25 protein-coding genes and 1 other RNA gene are annotated in these 26,119 nt (G+C 40.5%); 2 read left to right on the top strand and 24 right to left on the bottom strand.

Features of this window, described 5'->3' with window-relative positions:
• Positions 1 to 18: 18 nt before the first annotated feature.
• The 5 genes from V7266_RS14425 to V7266_RS14405 form a co-directional block, all read right to left on the bottom strand.
• Positions 19 to 990 carry an electron transfer flavoprotein subunit alpha/FixB family protein gene (locus V7266_RS14425; protein ID WP_335468584.1) on the bottom strand — a complete coding sequence of 324 codons (972 nt, stop codon included), beginning with the start codon at positions 988 to 990 and terminating at the stop codon, positions 19 to 21.
• 25 nt (positions 991 to 1,015) lie between these two features.
• The gene (locus tag V7266_RS14420; protein ID WP_335468583.1) at positions 1,016 to 1,780 is read right to left on the bottom strand and encodes an electron transfer flavoprotein subunit beta/FixA family protein; all 765 of its coding nucleotides are present in this window, start codon (positions 1,778 to 1,780) and stop codon (positions 1,016 to 1,018) included.
• 27 nt (positions 1,781 to 1,807) lie between these two features.
• Complete coding sequence (locus V7266_RS14415) at positions 1,808 to 2,956, bottom strand: acyl-CoA dehydrogenase family protein (protein WP_335468582.1); 1,149 nt, start codon at positions 2,954 to 2,956, stop codon at positions 1,808 to 1,810.
• A gap of 17 nt (positions 2,957 to 2,973) precedes the next feature.
• On the bottom strand, positions 2,974 to 3,825 hold the full coding sequence (locus V7266_RS14410) for a 3-hydroxyacyl-CoA dehydrogenase (RefSeq protein WP_335468613.1): 852 nt from the start codon (positions 3,823 to 3,825) through the stop codon (positions 2,974 to 2,976).
• 162 nt (positions 3,826 to 3,987) lie between these two features.
• A complete protein-coding gene (locus V7266_RS14405) occupies positions 3,988 to 5,181 on the bottom strand; it encodes a thiolase family protein (RefSeq protein ID WP_335468581.1) in 1,194 nt (397 codons plus the stop codon).
• A gap of 225 nt (positions 5,182 to 5,406) precedes the next feature.
• Here V7266_RS14405 and V7266_RS14400 point away from each other — a divergent pair, with 225 nt between their 5' ends.
• Positions 5,407 to 6,222 (top strand): IclR family transcriptional regulator, encoded by an 816-nt coding sequence (locus tag V7266_RS14400; protein ID WP_335468580.1) that lies wholly within the window; start codon positions 5,407 to 5,409, stop codon positions 6,220 to 6,222.
• A 114-nt stretch (positions 6,223 to 6,336) separates the two neighbouring features.
• Positions 6,337 to 6,744, top strand: coding sequence for an LAGLIDADG family homing endonuclease (locus V7266_RS14395; RefSeq protein ID WP_335468579.1), 408 nt, complete (start codon positions 6,337 to 6,339; stop codon positions 6,742 to 6,744).
• A gap of 333 nt (positions 6,745 to 7,077) precedes the next feature.
• On the opposite strand, the gene ssrA is transcribed toward V7266_RS14395, so the two are convergent.
• The 19 genes from ssrA to V7266_RS14300 form a co-directional block, all read right to left on the bottom strand.
• Positions 7,078 to 7,412: a transfer-messenger RNA gene (gene ssrA / locus V7266_RS14390) on the bottom strand.
• Between the two features lie 165 nt (positions 7,413 to 7,577).
• Positions 7,578 to 8,045 (bottom strand): SsrA-binding protein SmpB, encoded by a 468-nt coding sequence (gene smpB / locus V7266_RS14385; protein WP_335468578.1) that lies wholly within the window; start codon positions 8,043 to 8,045, stop codon positions 7,578 to 7,580.
• Between the two features lie 88 nt (positions 8,046 to 8,133).
• Positions 8,134 to 10,500, bottom strand: a complete 2,367-nt coding sequence (gene rnr / locus V7266_RS14380; protein ID WP_335468577.1) for a ribonuclease R — start codon at positions 10,498 to 10,500, stop codon at positions 8,134 to 8,136.
• Between the two features lie 24 nt (positions 10,501 to 10,524).
• A complete protein-coding gene (locus tag V7266_RS14375) occupies positions 10,525 to 11,274 on the bottom strand; it encodes an alpha/beta hydrolase (RefSeq protein ID WP_335468576.1) in 750 nt (249 codons plus the stop codon).
• Positions 11,275 to 11,430: 156 nt separating this feature from the next.
• Complete coding sequence (locus V7266_RS14370; protein WP_335468575.1) at positions 11,431 to 11,634, bottom strand: hypothetical protein; 204 nt, start codon at positions 11,632 to 11,634, stop codon at positions 11,431 to 11,433.
• A 132-nt stretch (positions 11,635 to 11,766) separates the two neighbouring features.
• Positions 11,767 to 12,000 carry a preprotein translocase subunit SecG gene (secG, locus tag V7266_RS14365; RefSeq protein ID WP_335468574.1) on the bottom strand — a complete coding sequence of 78 codons (234 nt, stop codon included), beginning with the start codon at positions 11,998 to 12,000 and terminating at the stop codon, positions 11,767 to 11,769.
• Positions 12,001 to 12,106: 106 nt separating this feature from the next.
• On the bottom strand, positions 12,107 to 12,658 hold the full coding sequence (locus V7266_RS14360; protein ID WP_335468573.1) for a DUF6241 domain-containing protein: 552 nt from the start codon (positions 12,656 to 12,658) through the stop codon (positions 12,107 to 12,109).
• A gap of 143 nt (positions 12,659 to 12,801) precedes the next feature.
• Positions 12,802 to 14,100 (bottom strand): phosphopyruvate hydratase, encoded by a 1,299-nt coding sequence (gene eno, locus V7266_RS14355; RefSeq protein WP_098530335.1) that lies wholly within the window; start codon positions 14,098 to 14,100, stop codon positions 12,802 to 12,804.
• Positions 14,101 to 14,127: 27 nt separating this feature from the next.
• Positions 14,128 to 15,660 (bottom strand): 2,3-bisphosphoglycerate-independent phosphoglycerate mutase, encoded by a 1,533-nt coding sequence (gene gpmI, locus V7266_RS14350; protein ID WP_335468572.1) that lies wholly within the window; start codon positions 15,658 to 15,660, stop codon positions 14,128 to 14,130.
• Complete coding sequence (gene tpiA / locus V7266_RS14345; protein WP_335468571.1) at positions 15,653 to 16,414, bottom strand: triose-phosphate isomerase; 762 nt, start codon at positions 16,412 to 16,414, stop codon at positions 15,653 to 15,655. Before tpiA ends, gpmI begins: the two co-directional genes overlap by 8 nt.
• A gap of 130 nt (positions 16,415 to 16,544) precedes the next feature.
• A complete protein-coding gene (locus tag V7266_RS14340) occupies positions 16,545 to 17,729 on the bottom strand; it encodes a phosphoglycerate kinase (protein ID WP_335468570.1) in 1,185 nt (394 codons plus the stop codon).
• 135 nt (positions 17,730 to 17,864) lie between these two features.
• Complete coding sequence (gene gap / locus V7266_RS14335) at positions 17,865 to 18,872, bottom strand: type I glyceraldehyde-3-phosphate dehydrogenase (protein ID WP_335468569.1); 1,008 nt, start codon at positions 18,870 to 18,872, stop codon at positions 17,865 to 17,867.
• A 48-nt stretch (positions 18,873 to 18,920) separates the two neighbouring features.
• The gene (locus V7266_RS14330) at positions 18,921 to 19,943 is read right to left on the bottom strand and encodes a sugar-binding transcriptional regulator (protein WP_335468568.1); all 1,023 of its coding nucleotides are present in this window, start codon (positions 19,941 to 19,943) and stop codon (positions 18,921 to 18,923) included.
• A 133-nt stretch (positions 19,944 to 20,076) separates the two neighbouring features.
• On the bottom strand, positions 20,077 to 20,328 hold the full coding sequence (locus V7266_RS14325) for a glutaredoxin family protein (protein ID WP_335468567.1): 252 nt from the start codon (positions 20,326 to 20,328) through the stop codon (positions 20,077 to 20,079).
• Positions 20,329 to 20,342: 14 nt separating this feature from the next.
• On the bottom strand, positions 20,343 to 21,668 hold the full coding sequence (rpoN, locus tag V7266_RS14320) for an RNA polymerase factor sigma-54 (RefSeq protein ID WP_335468566.1): 1,326 nt from the start codon (positions 21,666 to 21,668) through the stop codon (positions 20,343 to 20,345).
• A gap of 225 nt (positions 21,669 to 21,893) precedes the next feature.
• Complete coding sequence (locus tag V7266_RS14315) at positions 21,894 to 22,772, bottom strand: transglutaminase family protein (RefSeq protein WP_335468565.1); 879 nt, start codon at positions 22,770 to 22,772, stop codon at positions 21,894 to 21,896.
• Complete coding sequence (locus V7266_RS14310) at positions 22,769 to 23,773, bottom strand: alpha-E domain-containing protein (protein WP_335468564.1); 1,005 nt, start codon at positions 23,771 to 23,773, stop codon at positions 22,769 to 22,771. The genes V7266_RS14315 and V7266_RS14310 overlap by 4 nt, the downstream gene beginning before the upstream one ends.
• A 23-nt stretch (positions 23,774 to 23,796) precedes the next feature.
• On the bottom strand, positions 23,797 to 25,233 hold the full coding sequence (locus tag V7266_RS14305; protein WP_335468563.1) for a circularly permuted type 2 ATP-grasp protein: 1,437 nt from the start codon (positions 25,231 to 25,233) through the stop codon (positions 23,797 to 23,799).
• Positions 25,234 to 25,292: 59 nt separating this feature from the next.
• Positions 25,293 to 25,562 (bottom strand): MerR family transcriptional regulator, encoded by a 270-nt coding sequence (locus V7266_RS14300; RefSeq protein WP_335468612.1) that lies wholly within the window; start codon positions 25,560 to 25,562, stop codon positions 25,293 to 25,295.
• Positions 25,563 to 26,119 lie beyond the last annotated feature (557 nt).

Here is a 26,119-nt window from a genome sequence, read left to right as displayed (position 1 = left end):
AATATTGTAGTTTGATAGTTAACAGGGAAGCAATACTTTTTTAAATTCTTCCGTTAAAAGAGGCACTACTTCAAACAAATCGCCTACAATTCCGTAATCCGCTACTTGGAAAATTGGAGCTTCCGGATCCTTGTTGATGGCCACAATCACTTTAGAATTAGACATTCCGGCCAAATGCTGAATGGCACCGGAAATCCCGCAAGCGATATATAAATCGGGAGTTACCACTTTTCCCGTTTGTCCAATTTGTAAAGCATAATCACAAAACTCAGCGTCACATGCTCCTCGGGAAGCTCCAACTGCGCCGCCTAAAACTTCAGCTAATTCCTGAAGAGGTTGGAAGCCATCCTTGCTTTTCACGCCGCGGCCGCCGGATATGATCACTTTTGCTTCACTCAGATCTACTCCACTTGTCGTTTTGCGGACGATTTCTTTAACAATAGTTCTTAAATCCTTAATAACAGGTTGGAATGGAACAACCTCAGCAACGACAGGGTTTTCTTGTATTTCAAAGTTATTAGGCCTTAGTGTGGCAAACACCTTCCCCTGGTTAAATGCCTTCTTTTGGAAAGCCTTCCCTGCATAAATGGGACGAGTAAAGATGATCTCGCCATTCTCCAAATCTGCCCCTGTGCAGTCTGAAGCGAGTCCAGCACCTAATCTTGCAGCCACTCTTGGGGCCATGTCTCTCCCGATTGCTGTATGTCCCATGAGAATGACCTCGGCCTGCACTTCCTCAATGACCTGACATAATGCCTGGGTGTATGCATCGATTGTATAGGTTACTAGGGATTCGTCTTCCAGAACATATACTTTATCGGGTCCGTATTGGCTAACTTCCTTTATAAATTCAGCTGCTTCTGTAGCAAATAATGCAGTAATGACTTCACCTCCATCAGCCAGCTTCCTGGCTGATGTCAAGGCTTCAAAAGAGACATTGCGAAGCTTTCCATCGTTGCTTTCTACAAAAACAAGTACTTTTTTACTCATGTGATTTACCCTCCTTAATAAATAATCAGACTACCTTTGCTTCACTGCGAAGCAGATTCACAAGGTCTTGAACCTGTTGGCCCATTTCGCCTACTAACACTTTTCCTGCTTGTTTTTTGGGAGGCAAATATTGATCTTGAACAGTTGTTCGAGTAGTTAAGTCATCTTCAGATAACTCCAAATCCTCTAATGTGAAACGTTCAAGAGGCTTTTTCTTTGCTTTCATCATTCCAGGCAGGGAGGGATAACGCGGCTCGTTTAATCCTTGTTGAGCTGTTGCCAGGAATGGAAGATTCACTTCAATCACTTCTAAGTCTCCCTCAATATCACGTTCAACGATTGCCTTACTGCCATCAAGAGAGAGTTTGGTAATCGCAGCTACTTGAGGGATACCTAATTCTTCCGCCACCCGAATGGCGACTTGGCCGGATCCGGAATCGACCGCCATATTTCCAGCGAGCACTAAATCGAACTCCTGCCCTTTAATTGCCGCTTTAATGAATTTGGCGATAGCATACTCATCTGCCGCTTCCTCTAATTCTACGATAATCCCCTTGTCTGCTCCCATAGCAAGTGCTGTTCTCAAAACGTTCTCAGATCGAGTCGGTCCAACCGTTAATACAGTTATTTCTGCCCCTGAATCTTCCTTGATTTTGACGGCTTCTTCCACTGCATACTCATCGTAAGGATTAAGGATAAACCCTACATTTTCCTCATTAATTTGTCCATTTTGGATCACAATTTTCTCTTCCGTATCAAAGGTCTGTTTCACTAAAACTAAAATATTCATATTCTGAAATCCTCCTATTCTACCAATTTAGAGATATTCCCGTTTTAACTGCGCTGCAATAATATTTTTTTGGATTTCGGATGTTCCTTCATAGATTTTGGTTATTCTTGCATCCCGATAGAAACGTTCCACAGGGAATTCAGCAATATAACCAATTCCTCCATGAATCTGCACGGCTTTATCTGCGACACGATTATAAACCTCGGAACCAAGCAGTTTTACCATGGCCGCTTCCTTAATGACCTTCATCTCTTGGTCTACCATCCAGGCAACTCGGTAGGTCATACTTCTTAAGGCTTCTATATCAAGAGCCATGTCAGCCAAATAATGTTGAATAATTTGTTGTTCAAAAATCGGTTTATCAAACTGAATTCTAGTATTTGCATGTTGAATAGACATCTCTAAAAGCTTATCGCAAGAACCTAAGTTTCTTGCTGCAAGTCCTGCCCGGCCATTGGCAAGTATTTTCAAAGCGTTGACATATCCTTGTCCTTCTTGACCAAGCACATTTTCAACAGGGACTTCACAATCTTCAAAGAAAATTTCAGCGGAATGGGACCCGTGAAGACCCATTTTCTTTTCCTTTTTCCCGACTGTGAACCCAGGAAAGTCTTTTTCTACGATAAAAGAGGTAATGCCCTTTGCTCCTTTGGATGGATCTGTAACTGCCATAACCGTAAATACATCTGCGATAGGCGCGTTTGTAATGTAATGTTTGCTTCCATTTAAGATATATTTATCTCCTTTTCTTACCGCAGTTGTTTTCAGGTTCGTTGCATGGGAACCTGCACTAGGTTCTGTCAAAGCAAAGGCACCGATCAATTCCCCTCTTGCCATTCTTGGCAAATATTTTCGCTTTTGTTCTTCATTTCCCATCTCTACGATCCCCACAGAACCGATCCCTGTATGAGCACCGATGACGGTGGTATAGCCATTATGTGTTCTTCCTAATTCCTCGTAAATCGCACACTTGCCAACCATTCCGATTCCCGTTCCGCCGTATTCTTCCGGGATGCTTAATCCAAACAAGCCCATTTCCTTAGACATGTTCATAATTTTTTCAGGAATTTCATCCTTTTCTTCAATTTCCATTGCAAGCGGATCTACTTCGTTATCAACAAAATCACGAATACTTTGTTTTAAAAAATTAATATCTTCCGATAATTGAAAATCCATAATCTCCACTTTCCTTCCTATTTATTAGAGTAATCAAAAAATCCCCGGCCAGATTTCCTTCCTAATCGTCCTGCTTTAACATATTTCACAAGCAAAGGGGATGGACGATACTTTTCTCCTAATTGATGATACAGATATTCCATATTTCGTAAGCGGCTGTCCAATCCTACAAGATCTGCCAATTCCAGTGGACCCATCGGATGATTTAAACCATACTTAAGAGCTTTATCAATGTCCTCAGCTGAAGCCACGCCTTCCATTAACATGTTCATGGCTTCATTTCCAATTAGGCAATTCATTCGGCTTGTTACGAAACCAGGAAACTCATTAACTTCAACTGTTACTTTTCCCAGCTTTTCCGCTACTTGTTTGACCATCTCAACTGTCGCATCAGATGTATCCAATCCTCGAATAACCTCGATTAATTTCATTCGATGAACTGGGTTAAAGAAGTGCATGGCGATACATTGATCAGGTCTTCCCGTTGCGGCTGCAATTTCGGTCGGACTCATTGTGGATGTATTGGTTGCAAGGATAGCGTGTGCAGGTGCCAATTCATCTAGCTGCTTAAAAATACTGATTTTCAACTCCATAATTTCTAAGGCCGCTTCGATGACCAGGTCGGTTTGACTTACGGCTTCCTGCAGCTCCGTGGTATAAGAAAGATTTTTCTTTGCGTCAACGCCCTGTTCGAATTGGACATATCCTTTTTCCACGTTTTTCTTTAACAAAGCTTCGATATATTCTCTTGCGTTTTCAATCGACTCGTTTGATATGTCTTGTAAAGTTACTTCAAACCCAGCTAATGCAGCGGTATAGGCGATCCCTCGTCCCATAGTGCCACCGCCAATCACTGTGATATGATTAATCATTCTAAACCCTCCCTGTATTTCTTTATACAATCAGTTCCGTATATAATATATCAATTCCATATACGGAACAATATTTCCAAAAAAATTTATCCTAACTATTTATATTATCTCGGCCTGGCATATTTGCTGCAGATCTTCCACTTCTATCATTAATTGACACTAAACTTGCATATTTTCCACGATCGTTGTGATCCCCTGACCTCCTCCGATACAGAGTGTAACTAATCCATACTTTTCTTCTCTTCGTTCCATTTCGTGCAATAGTTTTGTCATTAGAATAGCACCTGTAGCTCCAAGGGGATGACCTAATGCAATGGCCCCGCCATTGACATTTACTCTTTCCAAATCCAAATTAAGTTCCTTTATCACTGCAAGAGCTTGAGCCGCAAAGGCTTCATTCAATTCAATCAAACCGATCTCGTCCATAGTGAGTCCAGCTATAGACAGCGCTTTCTTCGTAGACTGCACTGGGCCGATTCCCATAATTTCTGGAGAAACCCCTGAAACAGCCTGAGCAATAATTTTCGCTTTTGGTATAAAACCATACTTGTTTGCAGCGTCCTCTGACATCATTAAAACGGCTGAAGCTCCATCATTTCGTCCACTGCTATTTCCTGCCGTTACTGCACCGTTCTCTTTAAACACTGGTTTCAAATTCCCTAGCTTTTCCAGACTAGTTAATCGCGGGTGCTCATCGATCTCAAAAGTCTTTACTTCTTTTCGCTGCTTAACTTCATAAGGAACAATTTCCTTTCGAAACCGCTCATTCTGAATTGCTTTTTGGGCAAGTTCCTGACTGCGAAAAGCAAATTCATCCTGTTCTTTCCTCGATATTTTATACTGCTCTGCTAAATTTTCCGCTGTATAACCCATGGTGAGATTCCCATAGATTTCAATTGGCTGTGAACGAGGTTGGCTTTCTGTATTAGGATCGACAATCTCTCCATTTCCTGAACCGAATCCATAGCGTGCCTTTCTTATATAGTAGGATGCTGTACTCATCGATTCGGCGCCGCCAGCTATAATTACATCTGATAACCCACTCATAATTTGCAGTGTTGCATTATTAATGGCCTGAAGTCCTGAACCGCATTGTCTGTGAACGGTATAACCCGGGACCTCAACAGGAAGTCCTGCACGCAAAAGAGCTAATCGGGCAAGATTAGGGGTATCCGCACTTTGTTTGGTCTGTCCCATAATCACCTCTTCCACTTGATTTTTGTCAATTCCTGTTCGTGATACAATTTCTTCGATGACTTTTGCAGCAAGGAAGTCTGCTTCTACATCCTTCAAGCTTCCGCCAATTCGTCCTACCGCAGTCCGTACTGCATCAATAATAACAACATTTCTCAATTTTCATCCTCCTCTTACTTTTAGGCATTTAGGAATGAGTCTCTATTTTATGTTCCACATAAGGAACGATGTTCCTTGTTTGAAACAATAATACTATCCATTTGCTCCATATGTCAATAGAATTTTTAGAAAATTATCAATATTGACAAACAGTATGGTGAAAATTATAATATAACCCAACTAAAACCTGTAAAGTGTACAGGAATTTTGGATAGGAGCTTGCTCATGCAAAAACAAAATGAAAAAGAAAAATCAGAGGTTCCTGCTCTAGAAGCATCCATTAAAATTCTCGAATATTTAAGTCGTTATAAAAGTAAGGAACGTTCCCTGTCCCAAATCTCTAAGAATTTATCAATCAATAAAAGTACTTGTCATAGAATACTAAAACTATTAAATCATTATCGTTATGTCTCATACGACGAGGCTTCTAAACAGTATAATCTTGGGCCATATCTCATCATCTTGGGATCTAGAGCTTCAGAGTTTATCGATTATCTCAATCTTGCTAAACCATACCTCAAGTGGGTATGCGAACAAACAAGACTAACAAGTGTTTTGCTTGAACCTTTATCCAATGATCGATTAATGTATGTTGCCAAGGAGGAACTTGATTTGCCGGATAACCCTGTTCAAGTGACAGTAAAATTAGGACAGCATTTCCCGGTAACCAGTGCTTCTTTTGGTAAGTGTTACTTAGCATTTCTTGAAGAAGAAAGAAGGAAAGAAATTATTGAGAAAGTTAATTTTAAACAATTTACCGATAAGTCCATTACTGATTTTGAAACATTTCAGGAGAGTTTAAATGAGGTTAAACGAAAGGGGTATGCAGTAAGCTACGAAGAGCATACATCGGATGTTTTCGGTGTGGCCGCACCGATCTTTGACCTTTATGGTGACATAAAAATGGTTATTGCCTGTATCGGCTTTGCTTCAAACATTAGTGAAGAACATATTTCATTCTGTGGAGAAAAACTCAAAGAAGCAGCGAAAAGGATAATGGAAGTAATTGGCGGGAGAGAACCCGTATATAATAAAATTTAAAATAATAATACTCCTTCTTGATTTTTCAAGAGGGTTTTTTTTGATTTGTATTTAATTAACAAATATAATAAGCTTAAAGGAACATACGTTCTAATTTAGAATAGGAGGATTTTTATGGAAACTTGGGAAGCAGCATATATCGCAGGAATTATTGATGGAGAAGGAACCGTAACATTTACTAGATTGCATGAAAAAGAACATCGCCGCCCCTGTATTACTATTGCGTCAACAGATAAAGAACTTTTAGACTATGTTCAAAAATTAACTAAAGGAACTATTAATAACAAGAAGAACTATAATCCCAAACGCCATAAAGACTCCTATACTCTAACTATAAAGAACAAAGAAAACGTTCTAAATCTATTAATGGATGTTACTCCCTTTTTAAGAGTAGATAAGAAAAAGAATCGTGCTCTTTTGATATTAGAGAATTACGAAAAGGTTACGCCACGTAATGGAAAATACAACGAAGACTTACTAAAGAGGAAATTAATGTTCGAGGAATGTTTTTTTCAAATATAAAAAAGACCAGCATTTATCTGCTGGTCTGTTATCCACCTATGTATGGTGGAGACGGCGGGACGTGCTCTTCCATGCTTTCGACATGGCACTGACTATATCTTGAACCTGTCCTTTAACAGGCCCTCTGGCGTCTTATGCGAAACATAAATTTACCTCTACAAGGCAGGAATCGCATCCTAGTACTACCTTATTTCAAGGCAGCCTATAAGTCGATACACGGCTGTTGAATTACTTCACATACCGCTCGGCATTGCCCTATCGCTAAAGCGACTTAGGTTTCACCGATAAAGCCAGATTATCACTTGTATGTTACCATACAAGGCGACTAATAATTAATCGAACCCGCGTCCAAAGATATCGGCACTTAAGCATCTACGAGTGTAGTCGATATATTGGCGTTTCACTGATCCTTTTGCCTATCGACCGGCGTCCGGTCAGCTAGCCTGGTTGTTCTCTTCCTTCATCCTCAGGCGGTGGAATCCGGCGTAGCCCACTTAAAGTGAGTCCGCTACCCTACCACATGGGCGATGGAGGGGCGAACCGCTAAGCGCTATTAAGCAGCTAAAGCGAAAGTTTTGTTAGTTTTGCCAGTTATGGCTTTGACGTTTTAACGAGGCCGATCCCCTCGACTCGCAACCTAAGCTCAAACTACCCCTGTCGAATCCGTAGCGTCCCCATTATAAAATGTGCAAAATCTACTTAAAGATTTAGCAGCAGACGTTAGGAATTGCTCAGGTACAGAGCAAAAGATTGTGCCGCTTCATCAGCGACAAACTTATTATAACACACTCAGAGCATTTTTCAATTGTAACTATCTGTAAAATAATTTCCAGTTACATTTTTTGCCGATCACGGAAAGCTCGTTCAATTTCACGCTTTGCTTCTTTCTGCTTTAACGATTCACGCTTATCATAATTCTTTTTACCCTTTGCTAAACCAATTAAAACCTTACAGAAACCATTTTTCAAATATAACTTTAACGGCACAAGGGCATAACCTGCTTCTTTTGTTTCTCCAAGCAGTTTATTAATTTCACGTTTATGAAGTAACAATTTGCGTGTTCGCAATGGATCGTGATTAAAAATGTTTCCCTGCTCATAAGGACTAACGTGCATTCCAAACAGAATTGCTTCTCCATTTTGGATACGTGCATACGCATCCTTCAGATTGACTTTCCCGGCGCGAATCGATTTAATTTCTGTCCCCTGAAGAACAATTCCCGCTTCGTATGTTTCTTCAATAAAGTAGTCATGATACGCTTTTTTGTTTTGCGCGACTACCTTTCCTTCACCTTTTGGCATTGGTTTCACCTCAACTCTATGGACTATATTTTAGCAGAATTACTGAAGTCGTACAATGAAAAGGGGCCTTGCTTTAAGGCCCCTTCTATTATTTATTTCGGCGCTTCCGGCTCTTGGATTTTGGTACATTGTCGTAAAATTTACGTTTCTTTTTCGAATTGCCGCCCTGACCTCCGCCAGATTCAGATTTTTGACCATTCCGGCTGCGACCTTGTCCTTGTTTACCGTCGCCTTGCTGCTTATTTCGTCGCGGCTTGCGTGTATCACTGCCAGTACTGAAGACTCTTGTTGTATCAGATCGTTCACGGCGAGTCCCTTTCATCCCGACGATTTCAAAATCAATCGATCGCTCGTCCTTATTCACTTTTACGACACGAACAGTAATCTCATCACCAATTCGGAACACATTTCCGGTACGTTCTCCAATCATTGCATAATGCCGCTCGTCAAAACGATAATAATCATCCGTCATATAGCTGACATGAACAAGGCCCTCAATGGTGTTAGGAAGTTCCACGAACATTCCAAAGTTCGTTACAGAGCTGATGATCCCATCATACTCGACACCAACCTTATCCTCCATATACTCCGCTTTTTTCAGTTCATCCGTTTCGCGTTCCGCATCCACAGCACGTCGTTCCATTTTCGAAGAATGGTCAGCAATTTCAGGCAGGCGTGCATTCCATTTTTCCCTCGTGGTCTCATCCAGCTTTCCTTCAATTAAATACGTACGGATTAAGCGATGGACAATCGTATCCGGATAACGTCGAATCGGTGAGGTAAAATGAGTATAAAACTCAGTCGATAAGCCAAAATGTCCTAGGCTCTCAGGGTCATATTTTGCCTGCTGCATGGAACGCAGCATAACAGTCGAAATCACCATTTCTTCTGGTTTGCCTTGCACCTCTTCAATAATTTCCTGCAGTGCACGAGGATGAACATCGTTAGCAGTTCCTTTTACGATATAGCCAAAATTTGTGATAAACTCGAAAAATCTTCGTAATTTATCTTCCTTCGGGTCTTCGTGAATACGGTAAATAAACGGTACTTCCATCCAGTGGAAATGCTCCGCTACGGTTTCATTAGCCGCTAACATAAATTCTTCAATTAAGCGCTCAGCAACAGAACGTTCACGTAAGACAACGTCAGTTGGTTTTCCCTCATCATCGACTAAAACCTTCGATTCTTTAAAATCAAAATCAATGGCGCCGCGCTTCATTCGTTTGCTTCTGAGAACTTCTGCAAGTTCTTCCATTAATTCAAACATAGGCACAAGCGACCCATACCTTGCACGTGTTTCTTCATCTCTGTCAGTAAGGATGCGATTTACATCATAGTACGTCATCCGCTCCGTTGTCTTAATGACACTTTGAAAAATCTCATGCGAAACAACGGTACCCTCCGATGAAATTTCCATTTCACAAGATAATACCAAGCGATCCACCTTAGGATTCAAGGAACAAATTCCATTAGAGAGGCGGTGCGGAATCATCGGAATCACTCGGTCTACTAAATAAACACTTGTCGCGCGCTCCTCTGCTTCCACGTCAATGGGTGTACCCTCTTTAACGTAATAACTAACATCAGCAATATGGACACCAAGCTTATAGTTGCCGTTCTCTAATTTCGTAACGGTGACCGCATCATCTAGGTCTTTAGCATCTGCCCCATCTATTGTCACGATGGTTTCATTCCGTAAATCACGGCGATTCGCTAGTTCGCTTTCATCAATCGTATCAGGTGTCTCGTTGGCCTGTTCTAAAACATCTTCCGGAAATGCCATTGGAAGCCCGTGCTTATGTATTACTGAAAGAATGTCTACGCCCGGGTCATTTTTATGCCCAAGGATTTCAATAACTTCGCCTTCCGCACTTTTTCGTCCTTCTGGATACGTAAGAAGTTTTACGACCACCTTATGCCCTTCCACTGCCCCTTTAGAGGCATTCTTAGGGATAAAAATATCGCTGGCAAACTTTTTATCGTCCGGGATCACAAAACCAAAGCTTTTGCTTTCGACATAGGTCCCAACAATTTGCTGAACGCCTCGTTCAATAATCCGGATAATGCTGCCTTCCCTGCGAGTTCCTGATGATTCCGTCGATACACGGGCAAGGACCGTATCCCCATGCATAGCGGTATTCGTTTCATTTGGCGGGATAAAAATATCATCCATCCCTGGTTCATCAGGGACAACAAATGCGAATCCCTTGGCGTGTCCAATTAACTTACCGCGGATTAAATTCATTTTTTGCGGAAGCCCGTAACGGTTGCTGCGTGTTCGTACAACAAGACCTTTCTCTTCCATTTGAACGAGAGCCTTGACGAATTCTTTAAAGTCCGCGGAATCCTGGATCCCAAATGCTTCTTCCAATTCCTGAACCGTCAATGGTTTGTAGGCTTCGTCTCTCATATATTGCAAAAGCTTATCTATGTGCTTTTGAATGTTTTCTTCCAAGCTATTCCCTCCTTTTTGGGTGCTTTATTGAACTTGCCAATCTAGACTCTCTAAAAAAGCATAAACATCTTCATGAAGCTGTTCCCGCTCTTTATCTAGCGTAATGACATGTCCTGATTCTTCATACCACTTAATTTCCTTTATGGTAGATTCAATTTCGTTGTAGATGATGTTGGCACTGTCTGTATTAATCATTTTGTCATGACGTGCTTGAACAACGAAGGTTGGGGCATAGATCATATCAACATGCTCACGTACTTCAGCAATTAATTGCTGGAGTGCTTTTAATGTATTCATCGGTGTTTTTTGGAATTCTTTCATTTCCATTTCGATTTGCTCGTCTGTTTTTCCTTCATATCTTTTATATTCGCGGGCATATTCAAGAATTCCTTGGTACATGACCTCTTCACTTTTTATATACATGGGAGCACACATAGGTACAATACCCTTTATAGGTACAGTGTATCCCAATTTCAAGGAAAATACGCCGCCAAGTGAAAGGCCGGCGACTGCAATTTCATCATGTCCTTTATTTTTTAAAAAATGATAGCCGTTTATAACGTCCTGCCACCAATCTTCGGGACCGGTGTGAACGAGTTCTTCTGGGGGGACTCCATGGCCTTTATAGTGAGGGGCATGACAAGTGTAGCCTTTTTTTTCTAAAAAACGGCCCAGCATTCGGACATCTGCTGAGTTTCCGGTGAAACCATGGAGCAGCAGGACGGCCCGTTTTCCTCCTTCAAAGGTAAATGGTTTTGGTGGTGCAACTTTCATTTTTAAAAACTCCTTTTCATTCGATTAGCTTCTATTAGTTTAAGCATTAAAGGAGGTAACATTCCAGAAAAAAGCCTTGTGTGGTGTGATTTAGGAGATTGGGGTGAAGGATGAGTATGGAATTCGGCGGAGTGAGAGAGGAATTCCGCACGTTTCCTAGTTTAATCCGCCTGTTTTTCTATTATTTCCGCCAGTTTCTATGATAATTCCGCCAACTCTATTTTCATTAGGGTCTGCTGCTGTTTTAATTGGGAGGGAACTGTTCATTTTGGCAGACAAGAGACCTAGCATTTCCGCCGGTTTTCTGATTAATACCGTCAAATTGAGCACTTTATCCGCACTTTTTCTTAATTTCCCCACCTGTTTCTCTATTATTTCCGCCAGTTTCTACGATCATTCCGCCAACCCCGTCCCTGGAACAAATTAATCGGCAACGATCCTTATATAAAAACAAAAAACCCAGCCAGATGGCCAGGTTGTATGCTTGTTTGATTAAATTTTAAAATAAGTAACCGCAAGGGCAAGCAGGAAAAACAATACAGATAATACAATCGTAATGCGATGTAGAATCAAGTCAATTCCTCGAGCTTTTTGTTTACCGAATAATGTTTCAGCACCACCAGAAATGGCACCCGATAATCCAGCACTCTTACCAGACTGTAATAAAACCACTACAATAAGAGCAATACTTACGATCACTAATAATGTTACGACTAATGCATGCATGTAAGCCACCTCCTGTTAGACGTACAGTTCACAGTATCTTAAATTTACCATACTATTGACCTTTAGACAATAGTCGTAATTGTGAAAGATCGAAGGGAAAGTCCCCCTAATCCTCTTGTTTAACCCTAAAATGATCCTCAATATACGCCTTTTCCTCTTCTGCCGATAAAATCCCTACTGCCTTTCCAACCGTCCCTCCCTGCAGATTCCAGATTTTATTATGATCTTTGTCTACAGAGGAAAAGTCGCCCTCAGACCAGCGCTCTAAAATGTCTAGATAGACAGAGGAATGAACATAGTCCCTCTCATTTTTTTTGACTACTTTGAGTAATTGATTGACACGTCCAGGTGTCAGTGGGATCGCCCCCCACTTCTTTCTGGACTCCACTTTTTGATGAGACATCTGATGGATTGCATCCATTACCTCTTTTTCTGTCATATTCATAGGAAATTCCTTTTCAATTTCTTGGCTGTTTGGGTCATCCATTTTAATTACGGATTGGCCGTCATCCGATTTTTGTACCGAGACCATTACAGTATCTTTATGCAAAGGCAACGATCCTGTAGTCTGATAATAGTAGAAGACCCCCAAAACAATAACTGCAAAAATAATCATCACACGCTGTGGCCATGATAATTGTTTAAAATACCTTTTCATATTTTTACCTCAGTTCTTGGTTGTTTTTTTTAATATTAAACACAGTGGTGTGATTTCCCTGCTTGATTTATCCAAGAATTTCGTGATTGAAAATAATAAGCCCCAGTTCACTGAGTGAACTGGGGCTTTGCATGTCTATAAAATTACTTCTTCAAGTTATAAAAAGATTTAAGACCATTGTATTGAGCTGTTTCAGCCAATTGATCTTCGATACGAAGCAATTGGTTGTACTTCGCTACACGGTCAGTACGTGATGGTGCACCAGTCTTGATTTGACCAGCATTTGTTGCAACAGCGATGTCAGCGATTGTGCTGTCTTCTGTTTCACCAGAGCGGTGAGAGATAACAGCTGTGTAACCTGCACGCTTAGCCATTTCAATCGCATCAAAAGTTTCAGTAAGCGTACCGATTTGGTTAACTTTGATAAGGATGGAGTTGCCGATTCCTTTTTCAATACCTTCAGCAAGTTTCTTAGTATTCGTTACGAATAAATCGTCACCAACTAATTGAACTTTTTTGCCAAGACGCTCAGTTAAAAGCTTGTGGCCTTCCCAGTCGTTTTCATCTAAACCGTCTTCAATAGAGATGATTGGGTATTTAGCAGAAAGCTCTTCGTACCAGTCAACCATTTCTGCAGATGTTTTTACAACACCTTCGCCAGCAAGATGATATTTGCCATCTTCTTTGTTGTAGAACTCAGATGAAGCAGCATCCATTGCTAGGAATACTTCTTGACCTGGCTTGTAACCAGCTTTTTCGATTGCTTCAACGATTGTTTGAAGAGCTTCTTCGTTTGAACCTAGGTTTGGAGCAAATCCACCTTCGTCACCTACAGCAGTGTTAAGGCCTTTGCCTTTTAATACAGAACGTAATGTGTGGAAGATTTCAGCGCCCATGCGAAGTGCTTCTTTGAAGTTTGGAGCACCAACAGGCATGATCATGAATTCTTGAATATCTACGTTGTTATCAGCGTGCTCGCCGCCGTTCACGATGTTCATCATTGGAACTGGAAGCTGCTTCGCATTGAAACCGCCAAGGTATTGGTATAAAGGTACGCCAAGGTAGTCAGCAGCAGCACGAGCTACAGCAAGAGAAACACCAAGGATTGCGTTTGCACCTAATTTACCTTTGTTTTCAGTACCGTCTAATTCGATCAACGCACGGTCTACAGCCACTTGATCAAGAACGCTTAATTCTTCTTGAACTAAGTGTGGAGCGATGATTGTGTTAACATTCTCAACAGCTTTAAGAACACCTTTACCAAGGTAACGTTCTTTGTCGCCATCACGAAGTTCAACTGCTTCGTATTCACCAGTTGAAGCACCACTTGGAACTAGAGCGCGGCCAAATGCGCCAGAATCAGTTGTTACTTCTACCTCGATAGTAGGGTTACCGCGGGAATCTAATACTTCACGAGCGTATACATCTAAAATATATGGCATTTAATTTCTCTCCTTAAAAATAATAATTTATTTGATTAATGAAGTTCCAGTCATTTCAGCTGGTTTTTCTACATTTAATAAGTCTAACATGGTTGGCGCTAAGTCGCCAAGAATACCGCCATCACGTAGTTCGACACCCTGTTTTGTTACAATCACAGGAACTGGGTTCGTGGTGTGGGCTGTCATTGGTTCACCTTCGAGTGTTACCACTTCATCCGCATTACCGTGGTCAGCTGTGATAATGGCAGTACCGCCCTTTTCAAGGATTAAATCAACAATTTTACCTAAACATTCATCAACGGTTTCAATCGCTTTAACAGTAGGTTCAAGCATTCCTGAGTGTCCAACCATATCTGGGTTAGCAAAGTTCAACAGGATAGCATCAAACTTATCATTTTGGATTTCATTCATTAACGCATCGGTTACTTCATAAGCGCTCATTTCTGGCTTAAGGTCATAGGTTGCAACCTTTGGAGAATTGATTAAAATTCGTTCTTCGCCAGGGAATTTTGCCTCACGTCCGCCGCTCATAAAGAAGGTCACGTGCGGATATTTTTCCGTTTCAGCAATTCTAAGCTGCTTTAAGTTATTTTGTGAAAGGACTTCACCTATTGTGTTGTCCAGATTCGTTGGCTTAAAGGCCACATATCCGTCAACAGATTCACTGAAGTGTGTTAAGCAGACAAAGAATAAATGCTTTGGATGCTTAGGTCCGCGGTCAAAGTCGCGGAAATCTTCATTTGTAAATGTGTTCGAGATCTGAATGGCACGGTCAGGACGGAAGTTATAGAAAATAACGGCATCATTGTCTTGAATCGTAGCCACAGGCTGTCCATCTTCTTTTGTAATCACAGATGGGATGACGAACTCATCAAAAATTCCGTGCTCATAGGAATCCTTGACAACGTCTAAAGGATTGGTGTAAGCAGGGCCCTCACCATAAACCATTGAGCGATATGATTTTTCAACACGCTCCCAACGTTTGTCACGGTCCATTGAATAATAGCGCCCGGAAATGGTTGCAAATTCACCAACGCCATACTCCTTCATTTTGTCCAGTGTTTGCTGAATATATGATTCAGCTGTTTTTGGACCAACATCACGGCCATCTAAGAATGCATGGACATAAACCTTTTCCACACCTTCTTCTTTTGCCAATTTTAATAAGGCAAACATATGCTGAATATGGCTATGAACACCGCCATCTGATAGTAAACCAAATAAGTGCAGCGCAGTGCCATTCTTTTTCACATGCTCCATTGCTCCAGTAAAGGTTTCATTTTTTTCAAATTCGCCTTCACGGATCGCAATATTAACACGTGTTAAGCTTTGGTACACAATTCGGCCAGCCCCAATATTCAAGTGGCCAACTTCTGAGTTACCCATTTGTCCTTCTGGAAGGCCAACAGCCTCACCAGATGCAGTTAAATGGGAATGCGGATAATTACTCCAAAAGCGGTCAAAGTTCGGCTTTTTCGCATGGGCAACCGCATTTCCTTTTGTTTCGCCTCTGCATCCAAAACCATCAAGGATGATCAGCGCAACTGGAGATTTACTCATACTGACCTGCCTCCAGTAGCTTTAAGAATGATTGTGCTTCAAGGCTTGCTCCGCCTACTAACGCACCATCAATATCCGGCTGTGCCATGTATTCTTTGATGTTTTCTGGTTTTACACTACCGCCGTACTGAATACGTACTGCATCGGCAACATCTTGCGAGAATTGCTGTGCCACAACTTGACGGATATGGGCACAAACTTCATTCGCATCTGCAGAAGTAGAAGATTTTCCTGTTCCGATGGCCCAGATTGGTTCGTAAGCAATAACGGATTGCTTTACTTGCTCATCTGTTAAACCAGTAAGCGCTTTTGCTACTTGATCGCCAACTAATTGGTTTGTTTCACCATTTTCACGCTGCTCCAGTGTTTCACCACAGCAAATGATTGGTGTTAAGTTATAGTTAAAAGCTGCAAGAGCTTTTTTGTTAACAGATTCGTCTGTTTCGTTGAACATTTCACGACGTTCAGAGTGTCCGATAATGACATATTGAACACCAAGGTCCGCGATAGCGTTCGGGCTGATTTCACCTGTGAATGCTCCGCTTTCTTCGAAGTGCATATTTTGAGCACCAATTTTTACGTTCGTACCTTCTGTTACTTCGACAAGGCTTTGTAAAAATAAAGCCGGTGCACAAATAACAGATTCCATTGTGTCAGTTGGAGGTACAAGTCCTTTTACTTCTTCAGCAAAACTTTTTGCCTCAGAAAGGGTTTTGTTCATTTTCCAGTTACCTGCAATGATAGGTTTACGCATTGTGGCACATCCTTTCATAATTACGTTCGTCGCCAATTATTAATATCTATCAAAAAATTGTTAATATCTATCGTAAATTTGTAAATATATTAAAAAATTTGTTACTATCTCATTTCCTGAGATGTCAGACTTATTTATCGTTCAATGCCACTACGCCAGGAAGTGCTTTACCTTCCATAAACTCAAGAGAAGCGCCGCCGCCAGTAGAGATATGGCTCATTTTGTCTGCTAAGTTGAACTTTTCAACTGCCGCTGCTGAGTCTCCGCCGCCAATGACAGAATATGTACCTTCTGATTCAGCAAGTGCTTCAGCCACCGCTTTTGTACCGCCAGCAAATGCATCAATTTCAAATACGCCCATTGGTCCATTCCAGATCACAAGCTTTGAATTTTTGATAACATCACTATAAATTTCTCTTGTTTTTGGTCCGATATCAAGAGCTTCCCAATCAGCTGGGATTTCTTCGATTGAAACGACCTTTTTATTGGCATCATTAGAGAAGTCATCCGCTACTACAACATCAACCGGCATAAGGAAATTAACACCTTTTTGCTTTGCTTTTTCAATGAAAGAATTCGCAAGATCAATTTTGTCTGCTTCTAATAATGATTTACCAACCTCATGGCCTTGTGCTTTAACGAATGTATAAGCTAAACCGCCGCCAATGATTAGGTTATCAACTAGTTCAAGAAGGTTTTCAATAACGCCGATTTTGTCCTTTACCTTTGCCCCGCCGATGATCGCTGTAAAAGGACGTTCAGGATTAGAAAGAGCCTTACCAAGAACATCAAGTTCTTTTTCCATTAAAAAGCCGGAAACTGCAGGCAAGTTATGAGCAATACCTTCTGTTGATGCATGTGCACGGTGAGCGGCACCAAATGCATCATTTACATAGACATCAGCAAGTTCAGCAAATGCTTTTGCTAATTCAGGATCATTCTTCTCTTCACCAGGATAGAAGCGAACATTTTCAAGAAGAAGAACATCGCCTTCATTCATGGTATCGATGATAGCTTTAACAGAATCACCATATGCCTCGTCAGCCTTCTTCACTTCTTTGCCAAGAATTTCAGAAAGTCTTACGCCAACTGGAGTAAGGCGCATTTCTTCTACTACTTGACCTTTCGGACGGCCAAAATGGCTTGCTAAGATTACTTTTGCACCTTGTTCTACTAGGTATTGAATGGTTGGAACTGCTGCACGAATACGTGTTTCATCTGTGATTTGTCCATCCTGCATGGGAACGTTAAAATCTACCCGGCAAAATACGCGTTTGCCTTTTACATCGATATCCTTAAGTGTTTTCTTGTTCATGTGTAAAGGACCTCCATTATGCGCGGTGTCATGGCAGCCGCTCGAATATTGTCGAAAGCTCATAAATCAAAGAAAAAAGGAGGGGGAATCTTCCCCGCTCCCCATTGGAAAACATTAAATTATTAATCTTAAGGATTAGAGTCCTTTTGAAGCGATGTAATCGCAAAGGTCAACTACGCGGTTAGAGTAACCAACTTCGTTGTCATACCAAGATAATACTTTAACCATGTTTCCTTCAAGAACCATTGTTGATAATGCATCGATTGTTGAAGAAACAGTTGCACCATTGTAGTCAGTAGAAACTAATGGAAGATCGCTGTATGCTAGGATGCCTTTTAATGGACCTTCAGCAGCTGCTTTTAATGCTTCGTTAACTTCATCAGCTGTAACGTCTCTTTCTAATTCTGCTACTAAGTCAACAACTGAAACGTTAGGAGTTGGAACACGCATTGCCATACCGTTTAATTTACCTTTTAATTCAGGCAATACAAGAGCAACAGCTTTAGCAGCACCAGTTGAAGTTGGGATCATGTTTTCTGCAGCTGCACGTGCACGACGGTAGTCTTTGTGTGGTAAGTCAAGGATTTGTTGGTCATTTGTATATGAGTGAACAGTTGTCATCATACCACGCTTGATTCCGAAAGTATCATTTAATACTTTAGCAAATGGAGCTAAGCAGTTTGTAGTACATGATGCGTTTGAAAGTACATGGTGGTTAGCTGCATCATATTTATCTTCGTTAACACCCATAACGATTGTGATATCTTCGTTGTCTGCTGGAGCAGAGATGATAACTTTTTTAGCGCCTGCTTCAAGGTGTTTCGCAGCATCTTCACGCTTTGTGAAACGGCCAGTAGATTCAACTACAACTTCTACACCAAGGTCGCCCCAGCCAAGTTGTGCAGGGTCACGCTCAGCGATAACCTTTACTTTGTGGCTTCCGATTACTAGGTATTCACCGTCAACTGTTACTTCTTCAGCTAGTGTTCCGTGAACAGTGTCATATTTTAAAAGGTGAGCAAGCATTTTTGCATCTGTTAAGTCGTTGATTGCAACGATTTCCACATTGCTATTGTTTAAAGCCGCACGGAATACGTTACGACCAATACGTCCAAATCCATTAATACCAACTTTTACTGTCATGATAAATTTCCTCCTTTGTTTGGGTAAAGCTATATTTTTTAAAAGGAATTACCCTTTCAATAACTTTTTTGCTGCACCTTCATCGGTAATTAAAATGGTCGATTTCGGTGCTTGTTTTAAATAAGCTTTAATCGCCTTGGCTTTTGATGTCCCGCCTGCAACCGCAATTACATTTGGGATGTGCTCAAGATCTTCGAGTTGCAGTCCAATGGTTAGAACCTTATGGACAATTTCGCCTTCTTCGTTAAAATAATACCCAAATGCCTCGCCGACAGCCTTCCCCTCTTCAAGCTTCTTCTTGATTTCAGGGTTGGTTTTTCGCCGTTCAGCCATTGTAATAGCATCTCCAATACCATGGAGAACCATGCTGGCTGATTGAATTAAAGTTAAGACCTCGTGGATATCTGGCTCTTTAATCAGGGATTCGTAAATTTCCGAACGAACCTGATCAGGAACATATAAAACTCGATGTCGGGAATCAGTATTATGTGCCATATTCGAGCAAATGGTATTTGCTTGATTTTGCACATCTTCACCAACCCCTCCACGTGCTGGTACAAATAGTAAATCTTTTTGGGTTAAATCGGGTGAAAGTCTTTCCGCAACGGCAGCCATGGTTGAACCGCCAGTCACAGCGATTATATTTTTTCCGCCAAGAAGCTTTTTCATGCAGATTGCTGTCGCCTTGCCAAGTTCACCTTTAACCATCGGTGATTCGTCACCATCACCCGGGACAATGATTACCTTTTTAATGCCGAGCCGGTGTTTTAATTCTAGTTCCATCACGTCAATACCCTTTAACTCACGCATTAAACCTTCTAAATCTTCAAGTAAATTTTTCCCTTCCGAAGTTAAACTCATTCCCACATTATTTGTCTGAATAAGATTTTGTTCTTTGAGGAAGTCTACTTCACTGCGAAGTATTCTTTCGGTAAGTCCAAGGCTGACAGCTAAGCTCCTTCTTCCTACTGGCTGCATGTATCCTATGTAACGTAAAATCGTGTGTCGTTTCTGCAGGACTAGAAGGAGATCGGGTAATAATCTTTTTTGTATATCAATAAATGACTGCATGAACTTCATGCTCCTTTATTATATGTAGTTGGTCACAAAAAGTCCACCCTAGACATATTATGTCCCACCTACGCTAAAAAAAATCACCCCTATTACGTTTTTTATTGTAACAGGAGTGAAAATCGATTTCAACTTATTTAATTTTGTTTTTTTTTTGTAAACGAATACTTATGTCCATTTTGTCAACATATCCATATCCTACCTCTTCGCCGTCCAAATGAACAACTGGAATCATCAGACCATAGCGCTCTGTTAACTCATCGCTGGTTTCAATATCTATTTCTTCAAGCTGAAACTTCCATTGCTCTTGCATTTCTAAAATAGCCGTCTTCGCTTTGTCGCAAAGCGGACAGCGATTCCTCGTATATAACGTGATCGTATGCATTTTTTCTATCCTTTCTAGACAAACCGTTTCCTTTTCGATGACGATGGAATACCAAGCTGCTCGCGGTACTTAGCTACCGTCCGCCTCGAGACCAGGATTCCCTTTTGCAGCTTTAATTGCTCCACCATCTCTTGGTCCGACAGCGGCTTTTGTTTATTTTCCTCAGCCACTAATGATTGGATTTCATTTTTCACCTGGGTAGAGGATGTACTTTCTTCATCTGTAAGAGTTTGAATCGTGCTAGTGAAGAAGGTTTTTAAAGGATAAGTTCCGATTGGTGTTTGCACATATTTTTCACGAACAGCCCGGCTAACGGTCGATTCATGAACATCAAGTTCGCTTGCTATTTCTTTCATGGTCATGGGAACTAGATACTGGCTTCCTTTTTGAAAAAAAGCTGGCTGCTTCTCAACAATCTTAGCCACTACCTTTGTAAGGGTTTCTTTTCGCTGCTCAATACTTTTTAAAATCCATTGATAGTCTTGAACTTTATCATGTAAAAAACGACTGACCTGCTTGTTCTGATTTTGAAACTTTTGATAGTAGGAATCATTAAAGCGAACCCTTGGCAAGGATTCGTCAAACATACGAACGGTTAGTCCCTCAATCGTTTGTTCCACGATGGCATCAGGAATAATGTAGGTAGTTGGTTCATTTCGCAGTAATGCTCCTGGTTTTGGGTTTAACTGCTGAATTTCATCAAACACATCTTGTAAATCCTTCATGCTTGCACCCAATTCTTTTGCAATCGGCTTCCACTTCTTTTCCGCAAATGGAATGAAGTAGTTTGAAAGAATCGTTTGCGCTAGTTCGTTATTCGGATTTTTATAATAACATTGCATTAGTAAGCATTCTTGCAGGTCCCTTGCCCCAATGCCGGCTGGCTCGAGGGTTTGAATAATAGCTAAACACTCATCCACTACATCATGCTCAACTCGCATGTTTTGTGAAATTTCAATAAGCTCCCCTTTAAAGTAACCGTTTTCATCTAAATTTTTAATTAAATGGCGAATCACTTTCATCTGCTGTGCTGTTAAGTTAGTAATCTTAAGTTGAGAAAGTAGGTATTCTTCCATCGAAAATGGTTTGTCGGCAATCTGTTCAATCCAATCTTTTTCCGATTTCTGATGGTTCCGGCGGTTACGGTCCATCAGTGGATTCATCGGTTTGATATTGACATTTTCGATTTTAAGCAAAGGATTTTCCAATGCTTTTTCTTCTAAGAAAGCAGACAACTCCTGTGCTGAGTATTGTAATAAGGCAATCGCCTGAGACAATTCTTGTGTCATAGCCAATTTTAATGTTTGCTGCTGCCATAAACCGGCTTTTAAATCCATCATGCCCACCCCTCCATAATTATTTTACACGATGAAAAGGTTTTCGTGTTAAATAATTTGGTTTCTACTGCGTGGGAACGTTTAAAAAAATGGCTGTGTTACATTTGGATGTTGATTTCCGCTCCAATCAACATCGTTTCAAATCAACAATAACCTTATACATCCAAAAATATAAAAACAGTGTTGAAGTTGTTTCAACACTGTTTTCCGTTTTTTATCAATTAGTTTTCACTCTCCTTGCCCGTCCCAAACCTTCACGTCTACCTCTACTGTTAAGACTTGAGCGGCTGTGCCATTATACACTCCTTTTACCGGTACAATATCGCGATAATCACGTCCATGGCCTATTTTGACATAACGCCAGTTGACCATCCCATTATTTGTTGGGTCATATCCTACCCACCCTTTACCAGGTATATATCCTTCTACCCATGCATGGGAAGCCTGCTCGTAATCAGCATGTCCACCCTGTAAATCACCAATAAAGTGATAGCCGCTGACATATCTGGCGGGGATTCCTTTTGACCGGCACACAGCAATCATTAGATGAGCAAAATCCTGACAAACTCCCCGTCTCAGCCTTAGAGTCTCTTCGACCGTGGTATGTACGTCTGTTGCTTTCGGATCATAAGTAAAATTCAAATAGATGCATTCCGAAATCTTTTTTAAATGGAGAAAAATTCCCCCAGATGAATCTAAATCTTCCATATCTTGAACGAAGGCACTTAATTCTGGTGACATTTTCGTATACGCAGTCCCGTTCAAATACTCTGTAAAGTGATTTTGAAAGGTGTTGCTTCGAATAATCTTTTTTTCAGTCGAAAGAGGCAATGGTCTGCCTTGCTGGAGTTCCTTTTCATTTGTGAGCACAATCGATTCAGCCTTGATTAATAATTCCTGATGCGGTTCAGAAACAGAAAAGGAATGGACCTTATTTGCAAAAAAATCCTCATAAGAAAAAAGTGATACTTCAGGGTTCACACTAATTGAATGTTCATAGCAAAATTGCCGCGAGTCGGTCTGAGGAGTCAACCGAATTTCATTGACACTGTACCTTATGGGCTCCTCGTAGGTATAGTGAGTATAATGGGATATCTTCAGTTTCATAACACCGCGACCTTCTTTTGTAATGAGCTTTCGGAGAACTCTTCTCCTCCTCCATAAAAAAAGCAATACTCAATTTCCGCCCCAATCTCGTTCACCATCCCTTGAAGTCCCTTTAGCAAAGATGGATAGTCACTGCTTGATTTTGCCTCTATGTGAAGATTGGCCGACAAATTGACTTTCATGTCCGTCATCAAGCGATTTAATTTTGTATACCTGACAGTGTAGAAATCATTTTGAATGATTTTTAAAAACATTTCTAGGTTAGTAAAGGAGAAAGAAAGCGAACTTGGAAAGGCTTTGTTTAGCACCAAAAACTCGATTAAATGATCCGCTTTAATCTCGTCAGCGTGATATCTCCGGAAGGCTTCAAGACCATCTACGCTCTCTAAAATAGAAGCGAACTGATTAAATTCATCGCGTTTTTGCCCCAACTCCGTTTCTACTTTATTCTGTTCAAAGGATAGCTGCAGCGTGCGCACAGTATTGCCCGCTCTCTCCATATATCTGCCAGCTTGAATAAAGTTCCATTCATTCCCGCGAAGCATCGTTAAATCGGTTATACCATTGAAGATAGATACATGTTGAAGGATTTTTTCAAAAAAGGAATAAGGCAATTGCTTCCTGCCTTTTTGGACATTTTGTTCCTTAAGCCAGAGGTAAAAAGAATTAATCGAATCCCATATCTTTTCCGGAATTTGCCCCCTTACGATCCGGATATTATGCCTTGCTTTCCCTAAACAGGAAAGAATTGAATTTTTATAAGTATCCTCAAATATTATATAGTGAAGAAAATCATTATAATGAATGGCTGATAGCTGTTCGGTAAAAGGATGGTCACCAAGGGAGCCTATTACTCTATTTTTAAAATATTCCAGGTTATGCTCGTTCTCTAGCAGTACATGTTGTGAATGGTAGTTTATATCGAGTAACCTGGCTGTAAAGTCTACCCTTTCCATGTAGCGTCCAATCCAATAAAACGATTCAGCGATTCGATTTAACATGCTTTATCCTTCTTTCTCATAGATTAATATAAAACCCACGTATCCTTGCTTCCGCCACCTTGTGATGAATTAACAACAAGAGAACCTTCTTTAAGCGCCACCCTCGTTAATCCACCCGGAGTTACATCCATCCTATCCTTGCCAAGGAAAGTAAAAGGACGAAGATCGACATGCCTCCCCACAATTTGGCCATTTACTAACGATGGTGTACGTGAAAGCTGGATGGTCGGCTGGGCGATATATTTTTCAGGAGAGGTTATGATCTTTTCTCGAAATTGCTGTATTTCTTCTTTAGAAGCATGAGGTCCAATTAACATGCCATATCCGCCTGAAAGCGAAGTTTCTTTTACTACCATCTCCGAGAGATGTGCTAATACATATTCGAGATCCTCTTTCTTAGATAAAAGATAGGTCGGGACATTTTTTAAAATAGGTTCTTCATTTAAATAAAATCGAATCATTTCCGGGACATAAGAATAAATAGCTTTATCATCTGCTACACCTGTCCCCGGCGCATTAGCAAGGACGACATTCCCAGCCCGATAAGCATTCATAATACCAGGTACTCCGAGTAATGAATCCGGCCGAAAGGCAAGGGGATCCAGGAAATCATCATCGATGCGCCTGTAAACCACATCCACTTGTTTAAGGCCCTTCATTGTTTTCATATAGACTTTATTCTCTATTACAACTAAATCAGTACCTTCTACTAAATCAATTCCCAGTTGCTGCGCTAAAAAGGCGTGTTCAAAATAGGCAGAATTATAGCTTCCCGGAGTAAGTAAAACGATAACAGGATCTTTTTGAGAAGGGTGTGCTAAGCTTCTCAGATTAGATAAAAGCAAGTTGAGAACTTCGTCCATCGGGCGGATCTTATGTTCAAAAAACAGCTCTGGAAATAAACGGATCATCCAAGAACGATTTTTCAGGATATAAGATAAACCAGAAGGTGTCCTCAAGTTATCTTCTAACACAAAATATTGACCAGAATCATCCCGGATTAAATCAACACCTGATAGTGAGATATAAACATCTCCAGGAACATCCACTCCCATCATTCCTGGTAAAAAGTAGGGATTGGATACAACCATTTTCCGCGGGATGATTCCCTGCCTCAGGATTGCTTGTTCATGGTAAATATCCCGGATAAATTGATTTAACGCGGTAATCCTCTGTTTAATCCCTTGTTCAACCACTTCCCATTCATTCGCTGGAATGATTCTCGGAATCACATCCACTGGGATCGTTCTTTCTAAGGGATCTTGTTGAGTTTCATTGTACAAGGTAAACGTAACTCCTTGTTTCATCATTTGGAATTGCATCGATTCATGAAGGCTGTTCAACTCATCGCTGCTTATCCGGGATAATTGTTGATACACTTGTTCATAATGATCCCTTACTGCTCCATTTTCATTAAACATTTCATCAAAATACGGAAGGTGCTCGTAATCAAAAAACATGCCAATCCTCCTAAAGCCTTTTTTTGTTTTGATAATTGTTACAACCTTCACATTTCTAATTACTTAAACCCATTACGCTGAAAATGGGAATTGATTTGACCAATGATCATCTTATGCTTTTCCTTTTTGACTATATCTTTGCGAATCTCATGCGTCTGAACACCATCTTCAATCTTCTCGGCAATCTCCATAAGTCTTTCTACATCTGAAAAAGAATACTTACGAGTCCCTGATGGGGTTCGTTCCGGAAAAATCAATTTCCGCAATTCATAATAGCGGATTTTGCGATTGGATAATCCCGTTATTTCAGTTACAATTCCGATTCCCATCACCTTTTTATCACGATATGATTGATTATTGTCCAACAATATCCCTCCTATCTAGGATGATTAAAAAGTTTTCTAATTATCTTTTGTTACAATTCCTAACATCAAACGACTCCCACACACTCAGTTTTGTGGATATTTTTCCTGAAACTTTAAATATAAAATTCAGAAAACTTATTCATGTTAAATATTCTAACATGAAATGTTATGAAATCAACACAAAAATTAGGCGCCGATTTCCATGGAAGAGATTTGAAAAATTTTTATATGTGAAACTATAAACATGAAAATAACGTTAGGAAGGATCGACTTAATACTCAAAGTTTTATTAGTATGGAAGGCGTAATTAAGATGACTATTGGGTTTGTCATTTGGAAGAAATATTGAAGAAGAAGAGGCAATCGTTTTCATTTGTCCTAGTTATTTATCTATATTGCTACTAATTTCTATATTACAATTTTAATGCTGCTATCCCGTTATTTTCTTACAATAATCATTTTTTATTTTTTTGTCTCTACTCACTAAAAATAAGCAAAAAAAATATCACCACGCTTTAGGAA

This window comes from Neobacillus drentensis (genome assembly GCF_036965645.1).
GTDB classification, from domain to species: Bacteria; Bacillota; Bacilli; order Bacillales; family Cytobacillaceae; genus Neobacillus; species Neobacillus drentensis_D.
Note: the sequence above shows the minus strand (reverse complement) of the source record. Positions and strands in the feature narration are given on the sequence as shown.